Origin of the sequence: Arthrobacter sp. AL12 (assembly GCF_029960645.1) — a bacterium.
Taxonomy (GTDB): domain Bacteria; phylum Actinomycetota; class Actinomycetes; order Actinomycetales; family Micrococcaceae; genus Arthrobacter.
In genome coordinates this window covers 59,534-79,159 of the sequence record NZ_JASBQY010000001.1, presented here as the reverse complement: position 1 = coordinate 79,159, position 19,626 = coordinate 59,534, and the positions used below count along the sequence as shown (strand labels likewise).

At 70.4% G+C, this 19,626-nt stretch carries 14 protein-coding genes and 3 pseudogenes; 7 read left to right on the top strand and 10 right to left on the bottom strand.

Going from position 1 to position 19,626, the window contains the following annotated elements; translation table 11 throughout:
* Positions 1 to 20: 20 nt before the first annotated feature.
* Together QK291_RS00340 and QK291_RS00335 are read left to right on the top strand one after the other, a co-directional pair.
* Positions 21 to 283 (top strand): annotated as a pseudogene (locus QK291_RS00340) (hypothetical protein); the annotation flags it as partial.
* Positions 284 to 316: 33 nt separating this feature from the next.
* Positions 317 to 717, top strand: a pseudogene (locus tag QK291_RS00335) (transposase); the annotation flags it as partial.
* A gap of 33 nt (positions 718 to 750) precedes the next feature.
* On the opposite strand, the gene QK291_RS00330 reads toward QK291_RS00335, so the two are convergent.
* Positions 751 to 1,278, bottom strand: coding sequence for a TetR/AcrR family transcriptional regulator (locus QK291_RS00330; RefSeq protein WP_282378001.1), 528 nt, complete (start codon positions 1,276 to 1,278; stop codon positions 751 to 753).
* A pseudogene (locus QK291_RS00325) lies at positions 1,274 to 1,843 on the bottom strand (tellurium resistance protein TerC); the annotation flags it as partial. The gene QK291_RS00330 and the pseudogene QK291_RS00325, both read right to left, overlap by 5 nt.
* Positions 1,844 to 2,236: 393 nt before the next feature.
* Here QK291_RS00325 and ppc point away from each other — a divergent pair.
* Positions 2,237 to 5,053, top strand: coding sequence for a phosphoenolpyruvate carboxylase (gene ppc, locus QK291_RS00320; RefSeq protein WP_282377999.1), 2,817 nt, complete (start codon positions 2,237 to 2,239; stop codon positions 5,051 to 5,053).
* A gap of 41 nt (positions 5,054 to 5,094) precedes the next feature.
* Positions 5,095 to 5,400 (top strand): hypothetical protein, encoded by a 306-nt coding sequence (locus QK291_RS00315; RefSeq protein WP_282377997.1) that lies wholly within the window; start codon positions 5,095 to 5,097, stop codon positions 5,398 to 5,400.
* A gap of 16 nt (positions 5,401 to 5,416) precedes the next feature.
* On the opposite strand, the gene QK291_RS00310 is transcribed toward QK291_RS00315, so the two are convergent.
* Positions 5,417 to 6,043 (bottom strand): VTT domain-containing protein, encoded by a 627-nt coding sequence (locus QK291_RS00310; RefSeq protein WP_282377995.1) that lies wholly within the window; start codon positions 6,041 to 6,043, stop codon positions 5,417 to 5,419.
* Positions 6,044 to 6,125: 82 nt separating this feature from the next.
* Positions 6,126 to 7,142, bottom strand: a complete 1,017-nt coding sequence (locus tag QK291_RS00305; RefSeq protein WP_282378898.1) for an RluA family pseudouridine synthase — start codon at positions 7,140 to 7,142, stop codon at positions 6,126 to 6,128.
* A gap of 257 nt (positions 7,143 to 7,399) precedes the next feature.
* Between QK291_RS00305 and QK291_RS00300 the strand changes: the two genes are divergently transcribed.
* Both QK291_RS00300 and QK291_RS00295 read left to right on the top strand, forming a co-directional pair.
* Positions 7,400 to 8,062 (top strand): winged helix-turn-helix domain-containing protein, encoded by a 663-nt coding sequence (locus QK291_RS00300; RefSeq protein WP_282377993.1) that lies wholly within the window; start codon positions 7,400 to 7,402, stop codon positions 8,060 to 8,062.
* Positions 8,055 to 8,747 carry an SRPBCC domain-containing protein gene (locus QK291_RS00295; RefSeq protein WP_282377991.1) on the top strand — a complete coding sequence of 231 codons (693 nt, stop codon included), beginning with the start codon at positions 8,055 to 8,057 and terminating at the stop codon, positions 8,745 to 8,747. The genes QK291_RS00300 and QK291_RS00295 overlap by 8 nt, the downstream gene beginning before the upstream one ends.
* Before the next feature lie 71 nt (positions 8,748 to 8,818).
* Here the strand turns inward: QK291_RS00295 and QK291_RS00290 are convergent, their stop codons facing one another.
* On the bottom strand, positions 8,819 to 10,327 hold the full coding sequence (locus tag QK291_RS00290; protein WP_282377989.1) for a PLP-dependent aminotransferase family protein: 1,509 nt from the start codon (positions 10,325 to 10,327) through the stop codon (positions 8,819 to 8,821).
* Positions 10,328 to 10,388: 61 nt separating this feature from the next.
* Between QK291_RS00290 and QK291_RS00285 the strand changes: the two genes are divergently transcribed.
* The gene (locus QK291_RS00285; protein WP_282377987.1) at positions 10,389 to 11,018 is read left to right on the top strand and encodes a hypothetical protein; all 630 of its coding nucleotides are present in this window, start codon (positions 10,389 to 10,391) and stop codon (positions 11,016 to 11,018) included.
* Between the two features lie 121 nt (positions 11,019 to 11,139).
* On the opposite strand, the gene QK291_RS00280 is transcribed toward QK291_RS00285, so the two are convergent.
* From QK291_RS00280 to QK291_RS00260, 5 genes are all read right to left on the bottom strand, one after another.
* Complete coding sequence (locus QK291_RS00280) at positions 11,140 to 12,006, bottom strand: DNA-formamidopyrimidine glycosylase family protein (RefSeq protein ID WP_282377986.1); 867 nt, start codon at positions 12,004 to 12,006, stop codon at positions 11,140 to 11,142.
* Entirely contained in the window at positions 11,999 to 17,113 is a 5,115-nt protein-coding gene (locus QK291_RS00275; RefSeq protein ID WP_282377985.1) for a crosslink repair DNA glycosylase YcaQ family protein, read from the bottom strand. Before QK291_RS00275 ends, QK291_RS00280 begins: the two co-directional genes overlap by 8 nt.
* A 135-nt stretch (positions 17,114 to 17,248) precedes the next feature.
* Positions 17,249 to 17,902 (bottom strand): DUF4232 domain-containing protein, encoded by a 654-nt coding sequence (locus tag QK291_RS00270; RefSeq protein WP_282377984.1) that lies wholly within the window; start codon positions 17,900 to 17,902, stop codon positions 17,249 to 17,251.
* Between the two features lie 101 nt (positions 17,903 to 18,003).
* Positions 18,004 to 18,738: a YcnI family protein gene (locus QK291_RS00265; protein ID WP_282378895.1), complete on the bottom strand. Its 735-nt coding sequence runs from the start codon at positions 18,736 to 18,738 to the stop codon at positions 18,004 to 18,006.
* A gap of 217 nt (positions 18,739 to 18,955) precedes the next feature.
* Positions 18,956 to 19,597 carry a hypothetical protein gene (locus QK291_RS00260; RefSeq protein ID WP_282377983.1) on the bottom strand — a complete coding sequence of 214 codons (642 nt, stop codon included), beginning with the start codon at positions 19,595 to 19,597 and terminating at the stop codon, positions 18,956 to 18,958.
* Between the last annotated feature and the right edge of the window lie 29 nt (positions 19,598 to 19,626).

Sequence of the window (19,626 nt, the reverse complement as noted above, 5' to 3'; positions counted from 1 at the left end):
TCCCTCCGGAAACTGACCAGGTAATGCATGACGACCAGCACGGCACGGCCGTCTTGGTCCTGGCTGCGCTCACCAAACGGTGCCAAAGTGCTCGGTAGGGAACACTCGTCACTCCGCGTCGTGGTATCCGGCGCCGGCTCTCGCCGGTGCGGATGTCTTCGTCGGCGTCTCCTCCGGCACAGTGGAGGAACACCTGTTGGCGACGATGTCGAGTGATGCCATGATCTTCGCCCGGTCGAAACCCCAACCGGAGGAGGCCCCGGACGTGGCAGCGCGGTACGCGTAAATCGTGGCGACCGACGGCGTGTTCGTCGCCCTCGCCGAGAAGCTGCCCCGCGTCGCGGACCACCTCGAAGCCGCCCGAGAAGAAATCCTCGCGTTCACGCCCTTCCCCAAAGGCCTCTGGCGACAAGTCTGGTCAACAACCCGCAGGAACGCCTCAACCGGGAAATCCGGCGCCGCACCGACGTCGTCGGGATCTTCCCGGGCAGGGCCGCGCTGATCCGGCTCGTCGGCGCCGTCCCCGCCGAACAGCACGATGAACGGATCGAAGCCCGCCGCCACCTCAGACTGGGCCTCATCCAACAATCACAGACCGACGGCGCCATTCCCGCAGCAACCACCGAACACGAGGGCCCCAACCCGAACTGGCGCTCAGCGCCTAACCAAAATCAAGAAACACGCGACAACCGCGTTACACCACGCGAATGGACTTGACCTGCCCCGGCGTTGCCGTGAGGGCCGGTGCCGTTAAGGCCGGTGCGGTGAGGGTGCCGCGTGGCGGCTGAGGCTGGCGGCCACGAGCTCCGCCGCGGTGGAGCGGGCGGCTGAGGCGGCTGCGGGGTCGGCGTCGAGGACCCCGCTGGCCAGTCCGCCGTCGAGCAGCAGGGTGAGGCTGCGTGCGAGCCGGTCCGGATCCCGGGCGCCGGCCTGTTCGGCCAGCCCCCGGATCCATGCCAGGACGTGCTGTTTATGCGCCACGGTACGCGCGTGCACACGCGTGCCGGCGGCGGCCTCGGCGGCGGCGTTGATGAAGGCGCAGCCGCGGTAGCCGTCCCGCCGGCAGGCTGTGGCGAGGGCGTCGAAGAGTCCCGCGAGCTGGTCTGCGGGGTCCGGCCCGGCGGCCTCGGCGGCGGCGTGGAGCTGGCCGGTCCAGACGCCGTCCACCTTTTCCAGGTAGGCGAGGATCAGATCGTCCTTGGCCGGAAAGTACTTGTAGGACGTGGCCTTCGCGACGCCGGATTCGGTGATGATCGTATCGATGCCCGCCGCGCGCAAGCAAGGCGCCGTTCTTGCGGATCAGGAAGCGTTGACCGTGGAAGTCCTGTGTCATGGGCACGCGCCGGCGGAAGAAGCCGAGGACCTTGGACTCCTCCGCGTCCAGTTGCTCGTTGCGGTGGCGGATCATCCGGTAGCCGGTCAGCAGCAGGAACGCCGCAAAGAGGTAGAGCACCCACTCCGCGCTGGCGATTATCGCGGCGCCGGCGGCGATGAAGACACCGCGAAACACCCAGGCGCCGAGAACGCCGAAGAACAGCACCCGATGCTGGAATTCGCGGGGCACCGCGAAGTACGTGAGGATGATCGCCCAAATGAACTCATGATCGACGGCCAGCGACTTCTCGATAAGGTATCCGGCGAAATACTGCTGGCCGAACTCTGCCCCGTAAACCTGCCATACCGGGGCGCCGAAACCAACTCCTAAGGCAACCCATGCAGCAGACCATAGCGCCGCTTCACGGACACCGATCACATGTGTGTGGCGATGCGCGAACAGGTCCACAGCAAGCATCAGAACGATGACGCCAAGGACGGCCAACCAGGCCCAAAAGGGAACATTCATCAGGGGGAACCCGCTTCCAGTCAGTTAATACCAACCGGAGGTCTTTCCCGCCACAGGGGGCTTGCCCGCCGGGCCGCTCAAGGGCCGGACTGACGACGGAACAACGTGGGGATACTCCCCTCCACGGAGTTACACAACCACAGATGGACCTGGTTGGGCAACGGGCCGGCGGGTACAGTGCGGGTCGACTCCGCCGGCCGGATCGCCGTTCCCCCGGCCTGAAGGCCCGCCTCCAATGCCCGGGCGAGGGATCCCCGTCGCCGGGCTGACACTAGCTGAGACGGATTCCCAAGCTGCCGACGCTGCGGGTAACATCCCATAGGAACACGTAACCCGGCTCACAGTATCCAGCGCAGTGTACGAGCCTCGCCGACCCCTCGAAAGACTGTTGACATGGCTGACACTGCAATGAATACCGGCACAGATCTCGCCTCCGAACTGCGCGCGGACGTCCGCCGGGTCTCCACCCTCCTTGGCGAATCCCTGGTCCGCCAGCACGGGCCAGAACTCCTGGACCTGGTGGAGCAGGTACGCCTGCTGACCAAGGAATCCAAGGAGGCCGCCCGGGGCGGTGCGGATGCCACCGGGCCGTGGAGTTCGCACGACGTCGTCGCGCAGGTCCGTGAACTGCTCGGCTCCCTGCCCCTGGATCAGGCCACCGATCTGGTCCGCGCGTTCGCCTTCTACTTCCACCTGGCCAACGCCGCCGAGCAAGTCCACCGCGTCCGCGGGCTGCGCACCCGCCAGGAGAAGGACGGCTGGCTGGCCAAAGCAGTGGACGAGATCGCGGGCCAGGCCGGCGCGTCCGTGCTGCAGGAGGTCGTGAACGAACTCGACGTCCGGCCGATCTTCACCGCACACCCCACCGAAGCCTCCCGCCGATCCGTGCTGGACAAGGTCCGCCGGCTCTCGGACATCCTTGCCGAATCCACCCCCGAGGGGACCTCCGCGCGCCGCCGCCAGGACCGCCAGCTCGCAGAAGTGATCGACCAGATGTGGCAGACGGACGAGCTCCGCCAGGTCCGGCCCACCCCGGTGGACGAGGCCCGGAACGCGATCTACTACCTCACCGGCATCCTCGGCGACGCCATGCCGGAGATGCTCTCGGACCTCTCCGAACTGCTCGCCGAACACGGAGTCAGCCTCCCCGTGGAGAAGGCGCCGATCCGGTTCGGCTCCTGGATCGGCGGCGACCGGGACGGCAACCCCAACGTCACCGCTGCCGTCACCCGCGAAATCCTGCAGATCCAGAACCAGCACGCCATCCGGATCAGCATCGGCCTGATCGACGGGCTGATCTCCATCTTGTCCAACTCGACGGCCCTTGCCGGGGCGGACCAGGAGCTGCTGGACTCGATCGACGTCGACCTCAAGAACCTCCCGGGCCTGGACCGCCGGGTCCTGGAACTGAACGCCCAGGAGCCGTACCGGCTCAAACTCACCTGCATCAAGGCCAAGCTGCTCAACACGGGCCGTCGCGTGGCGGCCGGATCGACGCACGAACCCGGCCGCGACTACACCGCCACCGCGGAGCTCCTCGCCGAGCTGGGCCTGCTGGAGCGCTCGCTGCGCAACCACCACGCCGCCCTCGCCGCCGACGGCGCCCTGGCCCGGGTCCGGCGCGCCATCGCCTCCTTTGGCCTGCACCTGGCCACCCTGGACATCCGTGAGCACGCCGACCACCACCACGACGCCGTCGGGCAGCTGATGGACCGCCTCGGCGGGCCTGGCGTCCGGTACGCGGAACTCAGCCGTTCCGAGCGGCTCGAGGTGCTCGGGTCCGAGCTCGCCTCCCGCCGCCCGCTCTCCGGCCACCCGATCAAGCTCGACGGCGTCGCCGACGGCACCTATGACGTCTTCCGCGAGATCCGGCGGGCCCTGCGCACCTACGGCCCGGACGTGATCGAGACGTACATCGTCTCGATGACCCGCGGCGCGGACGATGTCCTTGCCGCGGCGGTGCTGGCCCGCGAGGCCGGCCTGGTCAGTCTCTTCGGCGCGGCCCCGTATGCCAGGATCGGCTTCGCCCCGCTCCTGGAAACCGTGGAGGAATTGCGGGCCTCGGCCGAGATCGTGGACCGGCTCCTCTCCGATTCCTCCTACCGCGAGCTGGTCCGGCTGCGCGGCGACATCCAGGAAATCATGCTCGGCTACTCGGACTCCAACAAGGAATCCGGCGTGATGACCAGCCAGTGGGAAATCCACAAGACCCAGCGCAAGCTCCGGGACATCGCGGCGAAGCACGGGGTCCGGGTGCGCCTCTTCCACGGCCGCGGCGGCTCCGTGGGCCGCGGCGGCGGGCCGACCTACGACGCCATCATGGCCCAGCCGAACGGGGTGCTGGAAGGCGAGATCAAGTTCACCGAACAGGGTGAGGTCATTTCGGACAAGTACTCGCTGCCCGAACTCGCCCGCGAGAACCTGGAACTCTCGCTCGCGGCGGTCATGCAGGGCTCCGCGCTGCACCGCACACCGCGCACCTCGGAGGACCAGCGCGAACGCTACGGCCACGTGATGGAGACCATCTCGGACGCCGCCTTCGCCCGGTACCGGACGCTGATCGATGACCCGGACCTGCCGGCCTACTTCATGGCGTCCACCCCGGTGGAACAGCTGGGATCCCTCAACATCGGGTCCCGGCCGTCCAAGCGGCCCGATTCCGGCGCGGGCCTTGAAGGCCTGCGGGCCATCCCTTGGGTGTTCGGCTGGACGCAGTCCCGGCAGATCGTTCCGGGCTGGTTCGGCGTCGGCTCCGGGCTCAAGGCCGCCCGCGAGGCCGGCCACTCGGCCCAGCTGGTGGAGATGATGGAGAGCTGGCACTTCTTCCGCTCGGTGCTCTCCAACGTGGAAATGACGCTGGCGAAGACGGATATGGACATCGCCGGCTACTACGTCTCCACCCTCGTGCCGGCGGAACTCCACCACCTGTTCCGCACCATCCGGGCAGAATACGAGCTGACCGTTACCGAGATCCAGAAGCTGACCGGCGAGGACCTGCTGCTCGACGCGCAGCCCGTCCTGAAGCGTTCCCTGGAGATCCGGGACCAGTACCTCGATCCGATCAGCTACCTCCAGGTGGAACTGCTGCGCCGGATCCGTTCCGAGGCCGCCGCAGGGAGCATGCCCAACGGCGAGATCGACGAACGGCTCCAGCGCGCCATGCTGATCACGGTCAACGGCGTTGCAGCGGGCCTGCGCAACACCGGCTGAACCGGTGCGGGGCGGGCGGCCCGTCCCGCTAGGGTTGTTCCATGCCGTCGTTCCAGACCAGACTGAAGATCACCGGGCTTAAGCCGGGCAACCCGCCGGAGGCCGTGATGGCCGCGGCCGTCGAAGCCCTGGAGACCCGGCACCACGTCGAGGCGAACCAGCTGGACCTGGCCGGCGGGGTTCCGCAGCTGAACCTGCGCTTCCTGGTCGAACCCACCTCGTACAGCGGCGAGAACCGCCAAGCGCTGGAGTCGGCCGCGATGATGCGCGACTCCGTCGAACGCGTTGCGGTGACCGGCCACCTGATGGTGCTCCGCCGCAACCGCGGCCGCTGGGCGCCCGTCTAGGCGGGTTCCGCCCGCCTCAGAAGTCGAGTTCCTCGTCGGGTCCGTCCACGACGGGGGAGCGATTACCGCGCCTCCGCGTGACGATCACGCCGAGGACGACCCCGACCAGGACGCCGACGCCGACTCCGATCAGGGAGCTCGCCCAGAACGGCAGCCCGGTGGCTGCGCCGGTGACATAACCGAGACCGACGGACCAGACGGCCCAGAGCAAGCCGCCGAGGGCCGCGCAGAGGCTGAATCCGCGCGTGGAGACGTTGGCGATGCCGGCGGCGGCAGTTGTCGCCAGCCGTCCGCCCGGCATGAAGCGGACCCCGATGATCGCCCCATAGGTGGTGGAGCGGCCGGCTTTCGCGATGGCGGTGTGCACGGCCTGATGGAACGACCGGCCCCAGCGCCAGCGGTCCAGGGTGTGGCTCAGGCGCCGTTTGAAGAGCTGGAACACGAGGATGTCGCCAAGCCAGGACGCTGCGGCGGCAAGGAGCACCACCAGGAAGGCGTTGGCGCGTCCGACGGCGGACAGCGCGCCGCCGGTGATGACCACCATTTCCGAAGGGAGGGGCGGAAAAATGGCATCGCCCATAACAACCGGGATGATCCAGAAATAGATCGCATCCCGCCAGCCGTCTGCGCTGCCGAAGTCCATGGGCACAAGTTACCGCATTTCCGGGCCGGCGCCCGTCCGTGAAGTGACGTGGCGGCCGGCTCGGGACTGTTCCCAGGTGGGGTCAGCTTCCTGCCGCCGATGAGCGCGCTTCGCTGAGCTCCAGCCCGCTGCGGTACGCTACCGGCTTGCCGGTCATCGGGTCGGTGAACCGGATCCCGCGCGCGAGCAGCTGGAGCGGTTTGGTGTAATCGTCCGGCGCCTTGTCCAGCAGTTCCGGGTAAAAGGCGTCGTTGACGATCCCTAGCCCCAGGGACGCCATGTGCACGCGGAGCTGGTGGGTCTTGCCTGAGTGCGGCTCCAGCAGGTACAGCGCACGGCGCCGGGTGGCGCCGTCGGCCGCGCTGCCGGCGAGGTGGCCGGCGGGAGTTTCCGGGCCGGGGTCGTCGTTTGCTGCGTCGGGGTCGGGGAAGGTCTGCAGCCGTTCGATCCGGGTTTCGGCGTTGGGTTCGCCGTCGATCACCTCGGCGAGCAGGTAGCTGCGGGACTTCGTCATCCGGTTCCGGACCACCAGGGGGAAGTCGGCGGCGGGGTGCCCGGGCGCCGGCTCGGCAGCCGCCACACACTCGTATTCCTTCTGGATCTGGCGTTTCTCGAAGAGCACCTGGTACCTGCCGCGGGTTTCCGGATTCGTGGAGAGCAGCAGGATCCCGGCGGTCATGCGGTCCAGCCGGTGCATGGGAATGAGGTCCGGCAGATTCAGCTGGTTCCGGAGCCGCACCAGCGCGGACTCCTGGATGTAGGTGCCGCCGGGGGTGGTGGGCAGGAAATGCGGCTTGTCCACTACGAGAAGGTGGTCGTCCTGGTGCAGGATCTTCAGTTCCACCGGGATCCGGAGCTCCGGCGGCAGCGTGCGGTAGTACCAAATGAAGGTGTGTTTCCGCAGTGGGGTGGCGCGGTCCAGGGGGATGCCGGCCTCGCCCACGATCTCTCCGGCGTCGAAGCGGTCCTCGATGCCCTGGGGGTCGATATGGCCCCAGCGGTGCATCATGTAGTCCATCGCGGTGTCCCAGGGGCCCTCGTCGGGGAGGCGAAGGCGGGTCGCATTGACGCCGTCGCGCACGGGCAGGGGGGATTGCATCACCGGTCCATTCTACTTTGCCGGCCCCGCCGCTCTGTTCCGGTGCCGCCGCGCTTGCGCGTGGGTGCGCCTCGGTGCCAGCCCGCCGAGGCGTGGGCTCGCCGCGTAGTGCTCCCGGGCGGCGAGATCGCCGGAACCTGCTGGCTTCGCCGTAAGCTACCGGCGATCGGGCACGCCTCCGGCGAACTCGGCGCATCGTCCCTCCGACGGTAAAAAAGTTCTTGACAATTAAAACTGTCGGTAGCCAGACTGGAGGCATGTTGGACATCGAAGTGATCGAAGACCCGGCCGCGGCGGAGGCCTCGCTGGACCCGATCCGGACCCGCATCCTGATGGAACTCGCCGAGCCCGGCTCGGCCACGCAGCTCGCCGCGAAGGTGGGTCTGCCGCGCCAGAAGGTCAATTACCACCTCAGGGCCCTGGAACGCCGCGGGCTGGTGGAGCTCGTGGCGGAGCGCCGCAAGGGCAACGTCACGGAGCGTATCCTGCAGGCCAGCGCCGCCTCGTACCTGATTTCCCCGGCGGCGCTGGCCTCCGTGGCACCGGACCCGCACCGGTTCTCCGACCGTTTTTCGGCGTTCTGGCTGCTGGCGCTCGCCGGCCGCATGGTCCAGGAGATGGGACAGCTCATCACGGGCGCCGCCGCGGCCAAGCAGCCCCTCGCCACCTTTGCCATCGACGGCGCGATCACCTTCCGCACGGCCGCGGACCGGGCCGCCTTCGCCGAGGAGCTGGGCATCGCGGTGACCCGGCTCGTGGACAAATATCACGACGGCGGACCGGGGGCCCCGGCGGACGGCGCCACCGCAGGCGGCGGACGCAAGCACCGCCTCGTCGTCGCGCTTCACCCGACACTGAATACGGCAACACCCAAGGCACCACCCACAAACCCGCCAGCTAAGGAACAGGACAATGACTGACAAGCGCAACTTCGAAATCGTCGTAGACACGGAACTGCCCGCCACCCCGGAGCGCGTCTGGGAGGCAGTCACCAAGAATGAAGCCGGCTGGATGTTCCCCACCGACGAGTGGCCGGCCGTGCGGCCCGTAGAGGACTACCCCCGCCACTTGGTGTCCCGGATGGAGGGACCGGCCGGCTGGTTCAACCAGCTGGAGCACGTGCTGGAGCCGCTCGACGGCGGCCGCGCCCGGCTGCACTACGTCCACAGCGGCGTCTTCACCGAGAACTGGGACCAGCAGTACGACGGTGCCAGCAAGCACACCGAGTTCTACCTGCACACCCTCGGCCAGTACCTGAAGTACTTTGACGGCCGGCCGGTGGTGTTCACGGACATCCAGGCCCCGCCCGCCTCGGCGGCGCCGGACGGCTTCGTGCGGCTCAAGAAGGCCCTGGGTGTTGACGGCGCGGAGCCCGGCAGTACCGTGGAGCTGGAGCTCGACGGCATCGGCCGGCTCTCGGGGGAGGTGGACTTCGCGAACGAGAACTTCCTCGGTCTGCGCACCGCGGACACACTGTACCGGTTCTTCGGCCGCAATGCCTTCGGTGCCACGGTCGGCATGACCGTCCACGACTTCAGCGGCGGCGGGGATTCCGAACCCACGGCGAAGGCGTGGGGCGGGTTCCTCGAGAAGGTCTACGCCTAGCCCGTCCGCACCTCCCGGTGCCGTCCCCGGCAGGGCAGCGTCGCCGAGCCGGGTCGTAAAAGCGGCGGGTGTCAGGCGATGGCTGCCGCGGGCGGGGCTCCGAGGCTGCGCCGCAACTGCGGGGACGCCTCCAGTTTGTCCTGGGCGGACCGCAGCGCCGCCACCGCGGTCTCTAGGTGCCCCGGTGGGAGCGTAAACGGCACCCGGAGATAGCGCTCGAAGGCGCCGCCCGTGCCGAAGCGGGGTCCGGCCGCCAGCCGGATGCCGAAGTCCGGGGCCACCACGGCGAGGGCTGTGCTGATCGGGGCCGGCAGTCGGCACCACACGGACAAGCCGCCGTCGGGCCGTTCGCTCTGCCAGCCCGGCAACCGTCCGGCGATGAGCTCCAGCAGTGCGTCCCGGTTGTCCCGCAGGGAGGCCAGGCGTGCCGGGAGGGGTTCGGCGAGGGCGTTGACCAGGTGTGCCGCCGCGAGCTGTTCCACCACCGGGCCGCCGAGGTCCATGGTGGTGCGGGCTGCGGCGAACCGCTGGATGAGGGGCTCCTCGGCCCGGATCCAGCCGGTCCGCAGCCCGGCCCAGTGCGACTTGCTGAGTGAGCCGATGGAGACGACGGCGGGGCTGAACGCGGCCAGCGGTGCGGAGGCGACGCCGTCGAGGTTCAACTCCCGGAGCGTCTCGTCCACGAGGAGGACGGTGCCGGCTGCAGCGGCGGCACGCACCAGCCGGCGCCGCTGGGAATCCGGCATCAGCCGCCCGGTGGGGTTGTGGAAATCCGGGACCATATAGGCCATGGCGGGCCGCTGCTGCCTCAGCGCGGTCTCGATCGCTTCCAGGTCCCAGCCCGGCCGGACGCCGGAGGCCCCGGATCGGGGGTGCGGGTGGGCGGCGGGCATGGCCACCGGCACCAGCCGGCAGCCCGCGGCCCGAATGGCGTCGAGCGCATTCGGGTAGCTGGGATGCTCCACCAGGACCTTGTCGGACCAGCTGGTCAGGGTGCGGAGCACGATGTTCAGCGCGTGCTGCGCGCCGGACGTCACGAGAATCTGCCGCGCGGTGGTGGGCACCCCGGCCGCGGAATAGTGCCGGGCGATGGCCTCCCTCAGCGGGTTCACGCCGAGCGCGTCATAGCCGAAGCCGGGCAGCAGCGCCGGCAGCTCGGTCAGCGCGGAGGCGAACGCCCGGTGCACCACCTCGCCGCTGGCCGGCAGCGAGGCATAGGCGAGATCGAGGATTCCGTCCGGAACGGCCAGGCCGGGAGCGCCGCTGAGATCCGCCCCGCCGCCGCCGCCGTTGCCCGGCGGACCGGACTGCGGGATGCACGTCCGGCCCCGGCTGCCTTGGCCGCTGCTGAGGAAGCCCTGCTCGCGCAGCAGGGCGTAGGCGGCGGTGACGGTCGTCCGGCTGATGCCGAGTGTTGCGGCCAGGGCCCGTTCGCTGGGCAGCGCGACATGCAGCGGCACCCGGCCGTCGAGGACCAGAAGGCGGACGACGTCGGCGAGCTCCCGGTAGGCGGGGGCCGCGCCGAGGTTCCACTCGCCGAGCAGTCGGGTGAGCGAACTGGGGTTCAGGGATCCGGACATAGGGCCAGTATTTCAAACTGGCTATGGAATGCAAGGCCAGTTGTCCGGGAGGATGGGGTGCATGATGACCCGCAGGCTCCTTCAGCTCCTTATCGGCCTCGCCATGTACGGCATATCCCTGGCCATGTTCATCCGCGCCGGCCTCGGCCTGGACCCGTGGGACGTGTTCCACCAGGGCCTCGCGGTCAAGACCGGGCTGAGTATTGGCACGGTCGTGGTGATCGTGAGTTTCCTGGTGCTGCTCCTGTGGATTCCGCTGCGGCAGTGGCCCGGCTTCGGCACCTTGTGCAATGCCGTGCTGGTGGGCGTCTTCGCCGACGTCGGGCTGGCGCTGATCCCCGAGTTCTCCCACCTTGGCGGGCAGGCCGGCATGCTCGCGGGCGCCATCGTGCTCAACGGGATCGCCTCCGCCTGCTATATCGGTGCCCGGCTGGGTCCCGGTGCGCGGGATGGCCTGATGACCGGACTCGCCCGCCGGACCGGCTGGTCGGTCCGGACGTCCCGGACCGGTATTGAGATTGTTGTCCTCGCCGCGGGCTGGCTGCTCGGCGGCTCCGTGGGCATCGGGACCGTGCTCTACGCCCTGGCCATCGGCCCGCTGGTGCAGCTCCTGCTGCCGCGGTTCACCGTGCCGGAGTCGAAGGAGTCCGGGCTGCCGGCGGCAGCCGATCCCGCGGTCGCAGCACCTTAGGCGCCGCACCTAAAGTGCTGCACCTTAAGGCGCCGCGCGCCAGTCCGCAGCAGCCTAGCGCCGGGCCGCCGCAGCCTGGCGCTGCCGGCCAGGCCGCCGCGGTACGAACCGCGGAGTGGAACTACGCGGGCCCCGGCAGCGGCTGGCATGTCGGGCACCAGTAGATGTCCCGCTCTTCGGTGCCGGTGGCTTTGGCGAGGACTCCGCGCCTTACCGGGGTCCGGCATTTCAGGCATGGCTGGTTTTCACGCCGGTAGACCCAGTAGCCGGGCAGCCCGAAGCTCCGGCCGACCACAGCGCCGCGCTGGTTCAGGACGGTGGTCCGGCGCCCGGCTCCCAGGTTGGCCTCCAGCAGCACCTTGGCGTCGGTGATCATTGCCGCCACGTCAGGCACCGCCGAGACGGGCGCCGCCGGGTGCACGCCGGAGAGGAAGCAGGCCTCGCAGCGATAGATGTTGCCGATCCCGGCGAGGTTCCGCTGGTCCAGCAGTGCGACGCCGATCGGGACGTCCGGCGCCGCGCGGATCCGCCGCTCCGCCTCGGCCAGGTCCCAGTCCGGACCCAGCAGATCGGGACCGAGGTGGCCGACCACGGAATCTTCCTCCGAGGTGCGCACCACCTCGAGGATGCCCAGCGAGAACCCGACGGCGTCTGCCGCCGCAGTGCGCAGCACGCAGCGAGCGGTGAACCCGGGCTTCCGCCAGCGGCCGCCGGGCGGGTAGACCTGCCAGGTGCCTTCCATCTTGAGGTGGGAGTGGATCGTCAGCCGGTCCGGCGCCTCGTGGCTCCCGCCGCCACCGGCCCGGGCCGGTCCCTCGAGCCGCATGAGCAGGTGTTTGCCCCGCGGGACCACCTCGGTGACGGTCCAGCCGCCCAGTTTGAGCGTGGCGAACCGCGGCACGCGGAAGTCTGAGGAGATGAGCTGCTGGCCCGCCAGCGCGGCATGCAACTGGGCGGCGGCGCGGAACACCGAATCGCCCTCAGGCACGGATCCTCAGTCCCTTGGGCGTGGAGTAGGCGCCGGCGTGGGCCAGTGCGGCGGCGACGGGCGTGTCGAGAATGCCGTGGCCGTTGACCTTTTCCATGATGAGTTTGTCCACCGCGCCCCGGGTGACCACTCCGACCAGGGCGGCCCCGGCCGCGGCCAGGACTTCGGTGTCCTCGCTGAAGGCCAGCAGGGTCTTGCCGCCGCGTTCCACGTAAAGGGCCAGGGCGCCGTCGACCAGCACCACCAGGGCGCCGGCCTTCCGGCCCGGACGGTGTCCGGTTCCCGCCTCGACGTTCAGGGCAGGCCAGGGAAGGGCGGCGCCGTAGGGGTTGGCGGGGTCCGTCGCGGCCAGGGCCAGGGCCACCGGGTCGGGTTTGTGGAGTTGGGTGTCTTCGGCGTAGGAACGCAGCCGGTCCACGGTCGCGGGGACGGCGAACTGTGCCGCGCCGAGGTGCTCGATGAAGTAGCCACGGCGGCACCGTCCGGCCTCCTCCAGCCGGGCCAGGACCTTGTACATCAGCCCGAAGCCGCCCAGGATGTTCTCGGCCATGACCGACCCGCGGGTGACCACGCCGTACCGGTCCAGCAGGAGTTCCGCGGTGGCCCGGGCGTGGATGGTGGCATCGAGTTCGGGGGCGGGCAGCGCGGACCAGCGGCCGGCGGCCAGCGGGGGAGTGGCTGCCGCGCCGCTCGCGGAGCCGTACCGGCCGCCGGTGAGCCCGGGGGATCCGAGCAGACCGGTCCCGTGGGCGCGGCCCAGCCTGCTCAGCCGGGGGGCCCGGGCCCGCGGGGCGCGGGCGACCTGACGGTGCGCGGTGTGGCCGCCGGCAATCATGGCCCGGACCGGGGCGAAGGTATCGCCCGTGATCCGGCCCGCCCAGGCGAGGTCCCAGAGCGCGGAGACGACGTCCTGGTCGCTGAGTACGGAATCCATGCCGCCGGCTACGTCGGTCAGCTGCCGGAAGAAGTAGCCGCCGCCGTTGTTGCGCAGGTGGTCCAGCAGCCGCTGCTGCGCGTCGCCGGGTTCGAAGTCGATGGCCGGGTTCAGGGTCAGCTCGGCCGAATCGGCCAGGTGCAGGCTGACCCAGCCGTCGTTGCCGGGGAGCGCGCCGGCGCCGGACCAGAGCACCTCACCGGCGGCCATCAGCTCATCGAGCATGGCGGGCTGGTAGTCGGACACCCGGCTGGCGAGGACCAAGGGCTCCCATGCGGAGGCCGGAATGGGCACACCGGACAGCTGGTCGACGGCCGTGATGATCCCGTCCAGTCCCCGCAGGGCCGACTGCCCGCGCTTGCCCGGGACCCGGACGTTCTGCCAGGCCGGCAGGAAGCGGCCGTACGCGGCGGCATCCACGGGCTCGACCTCGGCACGGAGCGCGGCGAGCGAGCGGCGCCGGAGCTTGCGCAGGACCTCGGCATCGCACCATTCACTGACGCCCGCCAGCGAAGGGGCCGTGGGCGCGGTGGCCAGGGTCCCGCCGGAGCCCGCGTCGCCGTCGCCGTCGTCGGCTCCGGGAGCTAGCGCAGCGGCCGGGGCTTGCGGAGGTGCGGCGTGCGGGCGGAACTCGCCTTCCACCACCCGTCCGTCCGCGGCGAGCCGCTTCAGCGCGGTGCCGACGACGGCGACGCCGAGTCCCAGCCGGGCGGCGGCCTCCGCGGAGGTGAACGGCCCGTGGGTGCGGGCATAGCGTGAGACGAGGTCCCCCAGCGGATCAGCGACCGGCTCGATGAAGGCCAGCGGCACACCCATCGGCAACGGGACGCCGAGGGCATCGCGCAGCCGTGCGGCGTCCTCCACCGCGGCGTAGCGTTCGGCGCCGCCGATGTTGACCCTGATCGCGCGGTTGGCGCGCTGGAGCGCCACCAGATGCGCGGTGGCATCGGCGATGGGAGGCACGACCTCGACCGCCGGTTCCGTTTCCGGAGCCTCGACCAGCCCAGCCTCGTCGCCAAGGGCTACCTCAGGTCCGGGCCCGGCCGCCGGACTAATCCCGGCAGCCGGTTCGAGCCGGGCGGCGACGTCCTCCGGGGTCAGCGGGCCCAGCAGGCGCAGCAGGTCCGCGACACCCTCCAGCCCGCGCACCTTCCGGTCCGGCGCGAGCCGCTGCAGCTCCCGCTCGGTGGCGTCGATGACCTTGGCGTCGAGCAGCTCGCGCAGCTCGACCCGGCCGAGGAGCTCGTTGAGCAGGGTCGAGTCCAGCGCCAGCGCGGCGGCCCGGCGCTCGGCGAGGGGCGAATCGCCCTCGTAGAGGAATTGCGCGACGTAGCCGAACAGCAGGGACTTGGCGAACGGCGAGGGCTGCTGGGTGGTGGTCTGCAGGATCCGCAGCTCCCGGCGCTCGATGGACGCCGCGATGTCTTTGAGCGCCGGAAGGTCGTAGACATCCTGCAGGCATTCGCGGACGGTCTCGAGGACGATCGGGAAAGTGGGGTACTTCCGCGCGACGTCCAGCAGCTGGGCGGAGCGCTGCCGCTGCTGCCACAGGGGTTGCCGTTTGCCCGGGTTCTGGCGGGGGAGCAGCAGGGCCCGGGCGGCGCACTCGCGGAAACGGGAGGCGAAGAGGGCGCTGCCGCCGACTTCCGCCGTCACGATCTGTTCGAGTTCTTCCGGATCGAAAAGGAAGAGCTCGGCCCCGGGCGGCTCGTCCTCCATCATGGGCACACGCAGCACAATGCCGTCGTCGGCGGCCATCGCGGAGCCGTCCATCCCGTAGCGCTGGTGCAGCCGCTGACCGACGGCGAGGGCCCACGGCGCGTGCACCGGCATGCCGAACGGGCTGTGCAGCACCACCCGCCAGTCGCCGAGTTCGTCGTGGAAGCGCTCCACCACCAGGGTGGTGTCGCTGGGGACCACCTCGGTGGCCAGCTTCTGCTCGGCAAGGTACTGGATTAGGTTGTTCGCGGCGAAATCGTCCAGGCCGCTGGCCTTGCAGCGTTCCATGGCCGGCCCGACGTCGGACGCGGACAGTTCGCGCACGAACGCGCCCAGGGCGCGGCCGAGGTCCACCGGGCGGCCGAGGGAGTCGCCCTTCCAGAACGGGAGCTTCCCCGGCTGGCCGAACGCGGGGGAGACCAGGACCCGGTCGTGGGTGATGTCCTCGATCTTCCAGCTGGTGGCGCCGAGGGCGAACACGTCACCGACCCGGGATTCGTAGACCATTTCCTCGTCGAGCTCGCCGACCCGGCGGCCGCCCTTGGCCGCAGCGGCGGCCGGACTGGCCGCCCGGCCGTCGCCGCTGGCGGAGCCCGGGGATCCGGAGGAACCGGTCCCTTCCGTCTCGGTGCCGATGATGTAGACGCCGAAGAGCCCGCGGTCCGGGATGGTGCCGCCGGAGGTGACCGCCAGCCGCTGGGCGCCGGGGCGGCCCTCGATGGTGCCCGCGTTGCGGTCCCAGATGATGCGGGGCCGCAGTTCGGCGAATTCGTCGGACGGGTAGCGGCCGGCGAGCAGGTCCAGGGTGGCCTCGAAGGCGGAGCGGGGGAGGGAGGCGAACGGCGCGGACCGGCGCACCGTGGCGAACCATTCCTCCACGTCGATGGAGCCCAGCGCCGTGGCGGCCACGGTCTGCTGGGCCAGGATGTCCAGCGGGTTCGCGGGGACGAAGAGCCGCTCAATTTTGCCTGCAAGCATCCGTTCCACGGTGATGGTGGTGTGCACCAGGTCGGCGCGGTGTTTGGGGAACAGGACGCCCTGGGAGATCTCGCCGACCTGGTGACCGGCGCGGCCCACCCGCTGCAGCCCGCTGGCCACCGACGGCGGGGATTCCACCTGCACCACCAGGTCGACGGCGCCCATGTCGATGCCGAGTTCCAGCGAGGAGGTGGCCACGACGCAGCGCAGCCGGCCGGATTTCAGGTCGTCCTCGATCAGGGCCCGCTGGTCCTTGGAGACCGAGCCGTGGTGGGCCCGGGCCAGCACCGGATCGGCCCCGGCGGTGCTGCCGGCCTGCGCCATCATGTGCGCCGGTGTCGCGGTGGAGGAGGGTACCGCAGCGGAGGCTGGCGCGGCGGGAGTGCCGCCGGCCGGTGCTCCCGCGGGCTCGAAGTCGGGAGCCCCCGCACCGGACCCGTCCCAGCCGCCTGCGGTCATCATCTGCCGCTCGGCGTAGATCTCGTTGAGCCGGGCAGTCAGGCGTTCGGCGAGGCGGCGGGAATTGGCGAACACGATGGTGGACTGGTTCGCCAGCACCAGGTCCACGATCTTCTCCTCCACGTGCGGCCAGATCGACGCCTGCGGCTGCAGCCCGGAGGCCGGGCCGGAGTCGAACGCGCCGGCCGCGCCCTGCAGATCGGACATGTCCTCCACCGGGACCGAGACCGTCAGGTCCCAGGTCTTCTTCGAGGGCGGGGCCACGATTTCCACCGGCGCTGAGCCGGCGAGGAACTGCGCCACCAGCTCCTTGGGCTCCACGGTGGCCGAGAGCCCGATCCGCTGGGCGGGTTTCGGGAGCAGCGCGTCGAGCCGTTCCAGGGACACGGCCAGGTGGGCGCCGCGTTTGGTGCCCGCGACGGCGTGGACCTCGTCGATGATGATGGTGTCCACCTCGCTCAGCGTCTCCCGCGCCTTTGAGGTGAGCATCAGGAAGAGCGACTCGGGCGTGGTGATGAGGATGTCCGGCGGGTGGCTGAGCAGCGAGCGGCGGTCCGACGCCGGGGTGTCACCGGAACGGACGCCCACGGTGATCAGCGGGGCGGGCAGGTCCAGTCGTTTGGCGGTCTGGGTGATGCCGATCAGCGGGGCGCGCAGATTGCGTTCGACGTCGACGCCGAGCGCCTTGAGCGGCGAGATGTACAGCACCCGGGTGTTGCGTTTGGGGGCCTTCCGCCGGGTGCCCTTCGCGGTGTCCCGGACGGGGAGTTCCTCGGGTTCGGCGGGGGCTGAGACGAGCAGCCGGTCGAGCGCCCAGAGGAAGGCCGCGAGCGTTTTGCCGGAACCGGTGGGGGCGACCACGAGCGCGTGGGCGCCGGAGGAAATTGCGTTCCAGGCACCGTTCTGGGCGGGGGTGGGCGCAGCGAACGCGCCCAGGAACCAGTCCCGGGTCGGCCGGCTGAACCGGTCCATGGCCTCGGCCGCAAGTGTGCCGCCGGCGAGCTCCTGCCCCTTCATTCCTCCATCATGCCTTACCCCGCCGACAGGAAATGCCGGGCGGCAATCGGGGCGGAATCACCCCCGGGAGGTGAGACTTTGCGCCCATGATCCGGACGGACATCGGCGGGAAATCTCACCTCGGCGTCTGCGTGGCTACCGGGCCTGGAAAACGCCGATGGTGAGCAGCCGGGTTTCGGCGTCGCTGCAGGCATCCCGGGGCTGGGCGATGAATAGCGAGGCGGTGTCTTCGGGCGGGTAGATGCGGAACCCGGCGGCGGGGGCCATTTTGCAGTCGGGGTGGTTCGCCGCCTGGCTGTAGCGCAGTGTGGCGGCACCGGCCTGCCCCGGCGCGAGCAGGATGTCGGCGGCCGGTGTGGACTCGTCGCGGGCTGCGGGGGCGCCGATCGGGGCACCGTTGGCGTCGGCGGTGAGGGAGACGCCTGCGAAGCCCTTCAGCACACACGGCTCGGCGCCGGAATTCGTCAGGATCAGCGTCATGTAGACGCTGCCGGCTGCGCCGCCGCCGGTGGAATCGATGGTGCCCGTCAGGCCGGCGGCTTTGCACAGTCCGGGTCCGGCGGGCGTGGACGCCGCCGGCGCGGGGGCCGGCGAGCCGGGGCCTGAAGAAGCCAGGGCGGTGGCCGCGCCGGTGGCGGCGGGCTGGCTCGCGGAGCCGGCGGGGGACGACGCCGGGGCGCTCGACGTCTGGGCCTGCGGCGTGCCGGTGCCGCAGCCGGCAAGGAGGAGCGCCGCCGCGGCTGCCGCCGTCGTGAATACCAGTCGTGTGTTGGTTCGCTGAGCCGTCATGGCACAACCTTCACCTTCGTTGTGGCCTGAGTCAACGACGCCACGACGGCGGGGCCGGATTGATGCCCGGATTGTGATTTCCGGGCATCAATCGAGGTCAGCTACTCCTTGGGCCCGGAGTTGGGTCCAGCGTTGCGCCCGGAGGTGGGTGCAGGGACACGCACCGGCGCAGGCGTGTTGCCCCGGTTGCGGACCAGCGCGAGGCCGCCGAGGGCGAGACCGCCGACGCCGGCCACCAGCCCGGCCCAGCTGCGGGCCTGGGCTCCGCCGTCGTTCACCGCAGCGGCCTGGACCGTCTCCGGAGTGGTGTCCGGCGTGCTGGCGGCATGGGCGCCGTGTCCGTCAGCCGCAGCAGCGGCCGCCGTAACCGTCACGGAGGGCGCCGGCGCTTTGAGGGAGTGCGGGTCCTGACCTTCGGCAGGGAGTTCGGACCAGTCGGTCTGACCGGCTTCGCAGTTCTGCAGCGTCGGGAAGAACAGGGTCTTCCCTGCGGCGTCGGGCAGTTTCACCGAGAGCACCAGGGCATCGCGGAGCGCGGGTTCCAGCGGCGTCTTGGCGGTGTAGACGATCTGGCGGGTCCGCTTGGTGATGGAGGTCCCGTCCGGAAGTTTCTTTGGTTCGGCTAGCTGTTCCGTTACTTTCGCGGCGGTCCAGCTGGGGTTGACCGTGGGCTGCGCGTCGTTGAGTTCGGCGGGGAGGGTGATGGTCACCTTCGTCGTGGCGGACTCCCCGCAGCCGTGCGGGATCCCGAAGGTCAGCAGGGAGTAGGAGTTCGCCGTGGTTTTGTCCGGGGTGACACCGACGTGCGCCGAGGCGCCGGTCATTCCGGCGAGCATCAGGGCAGCGGTGCCGCCAGCCACGGCCGTGGCGGTGAGGGTGCGGCGCAGGACGGAGGGGGATGCAGTTTGCACAGGGGTTGCCTTTCAGGCGTGCGCTGCCCAGCGGCGGGCGCACAAAATGGGGAGGGTGGCGCGGCGGCGAGGCGGATGGTCCGGGCCCGAGCAGAAGGCACAGGACGGCAGGGCACAGGGGCGGCCGCGGCCGGGAAAGGAGTCAGGAACGGACGACGGCGGCGGGCGGCCCGCGGCGGCAGTCGCGCCGGAGGTTCCGCCACGGCAGCGGTACGGACCTCGTCGGCCAGCCGGTGGCTGCCGGCACCGCGACGGCGCCGGGCGTCACCGCAGCCGGGAGCCGGAGCAGCGGGCGGAGCCAGGCCGCCAGGGCCCACAGGGCCGACTCGCCCCGGGCGAGGAGGAAGGCGCAGAGGAGCGTTGCGAGGGCGTGGCCGGCCAGCATCATCACGGAAAGTCCGGAATCCAGTCCTGACGCCGCGAGCGGGCTGTCAAGGCCGGTCGGGAACGACAAGGGCCCGGCGTGGTGCGCGAGGTCGCCCGCCGGTCCGGCTGCGGCGCCGGAGCGTGCGGAGGAAAGTGCAGGGGCGCCGAAGGCGGTGAAGGCCTCGTGCAGCACGAGTTGTCCCGCGCCGAGCAGCCCTGCCACGGCCGGGAGGTTCAGCTTCAGCCGGGTGGCGGTGGTGGCAGCCAGCCCGGTCAGAGCCAGCAGGGCCAACAGGATGCCGGGTGACGGCAGCTGTCCGCCGGCGAGCGTGTGCGCGCCGGCCGCCAGGGACAGGACGGTCAGTGCGCCCATGGCCGAGCGCAGGGCGTGGAAAGGTGCTCTGGCGGCTGTGCGCACGGGACACTCCCTTCACCAGCGGCGGCCAT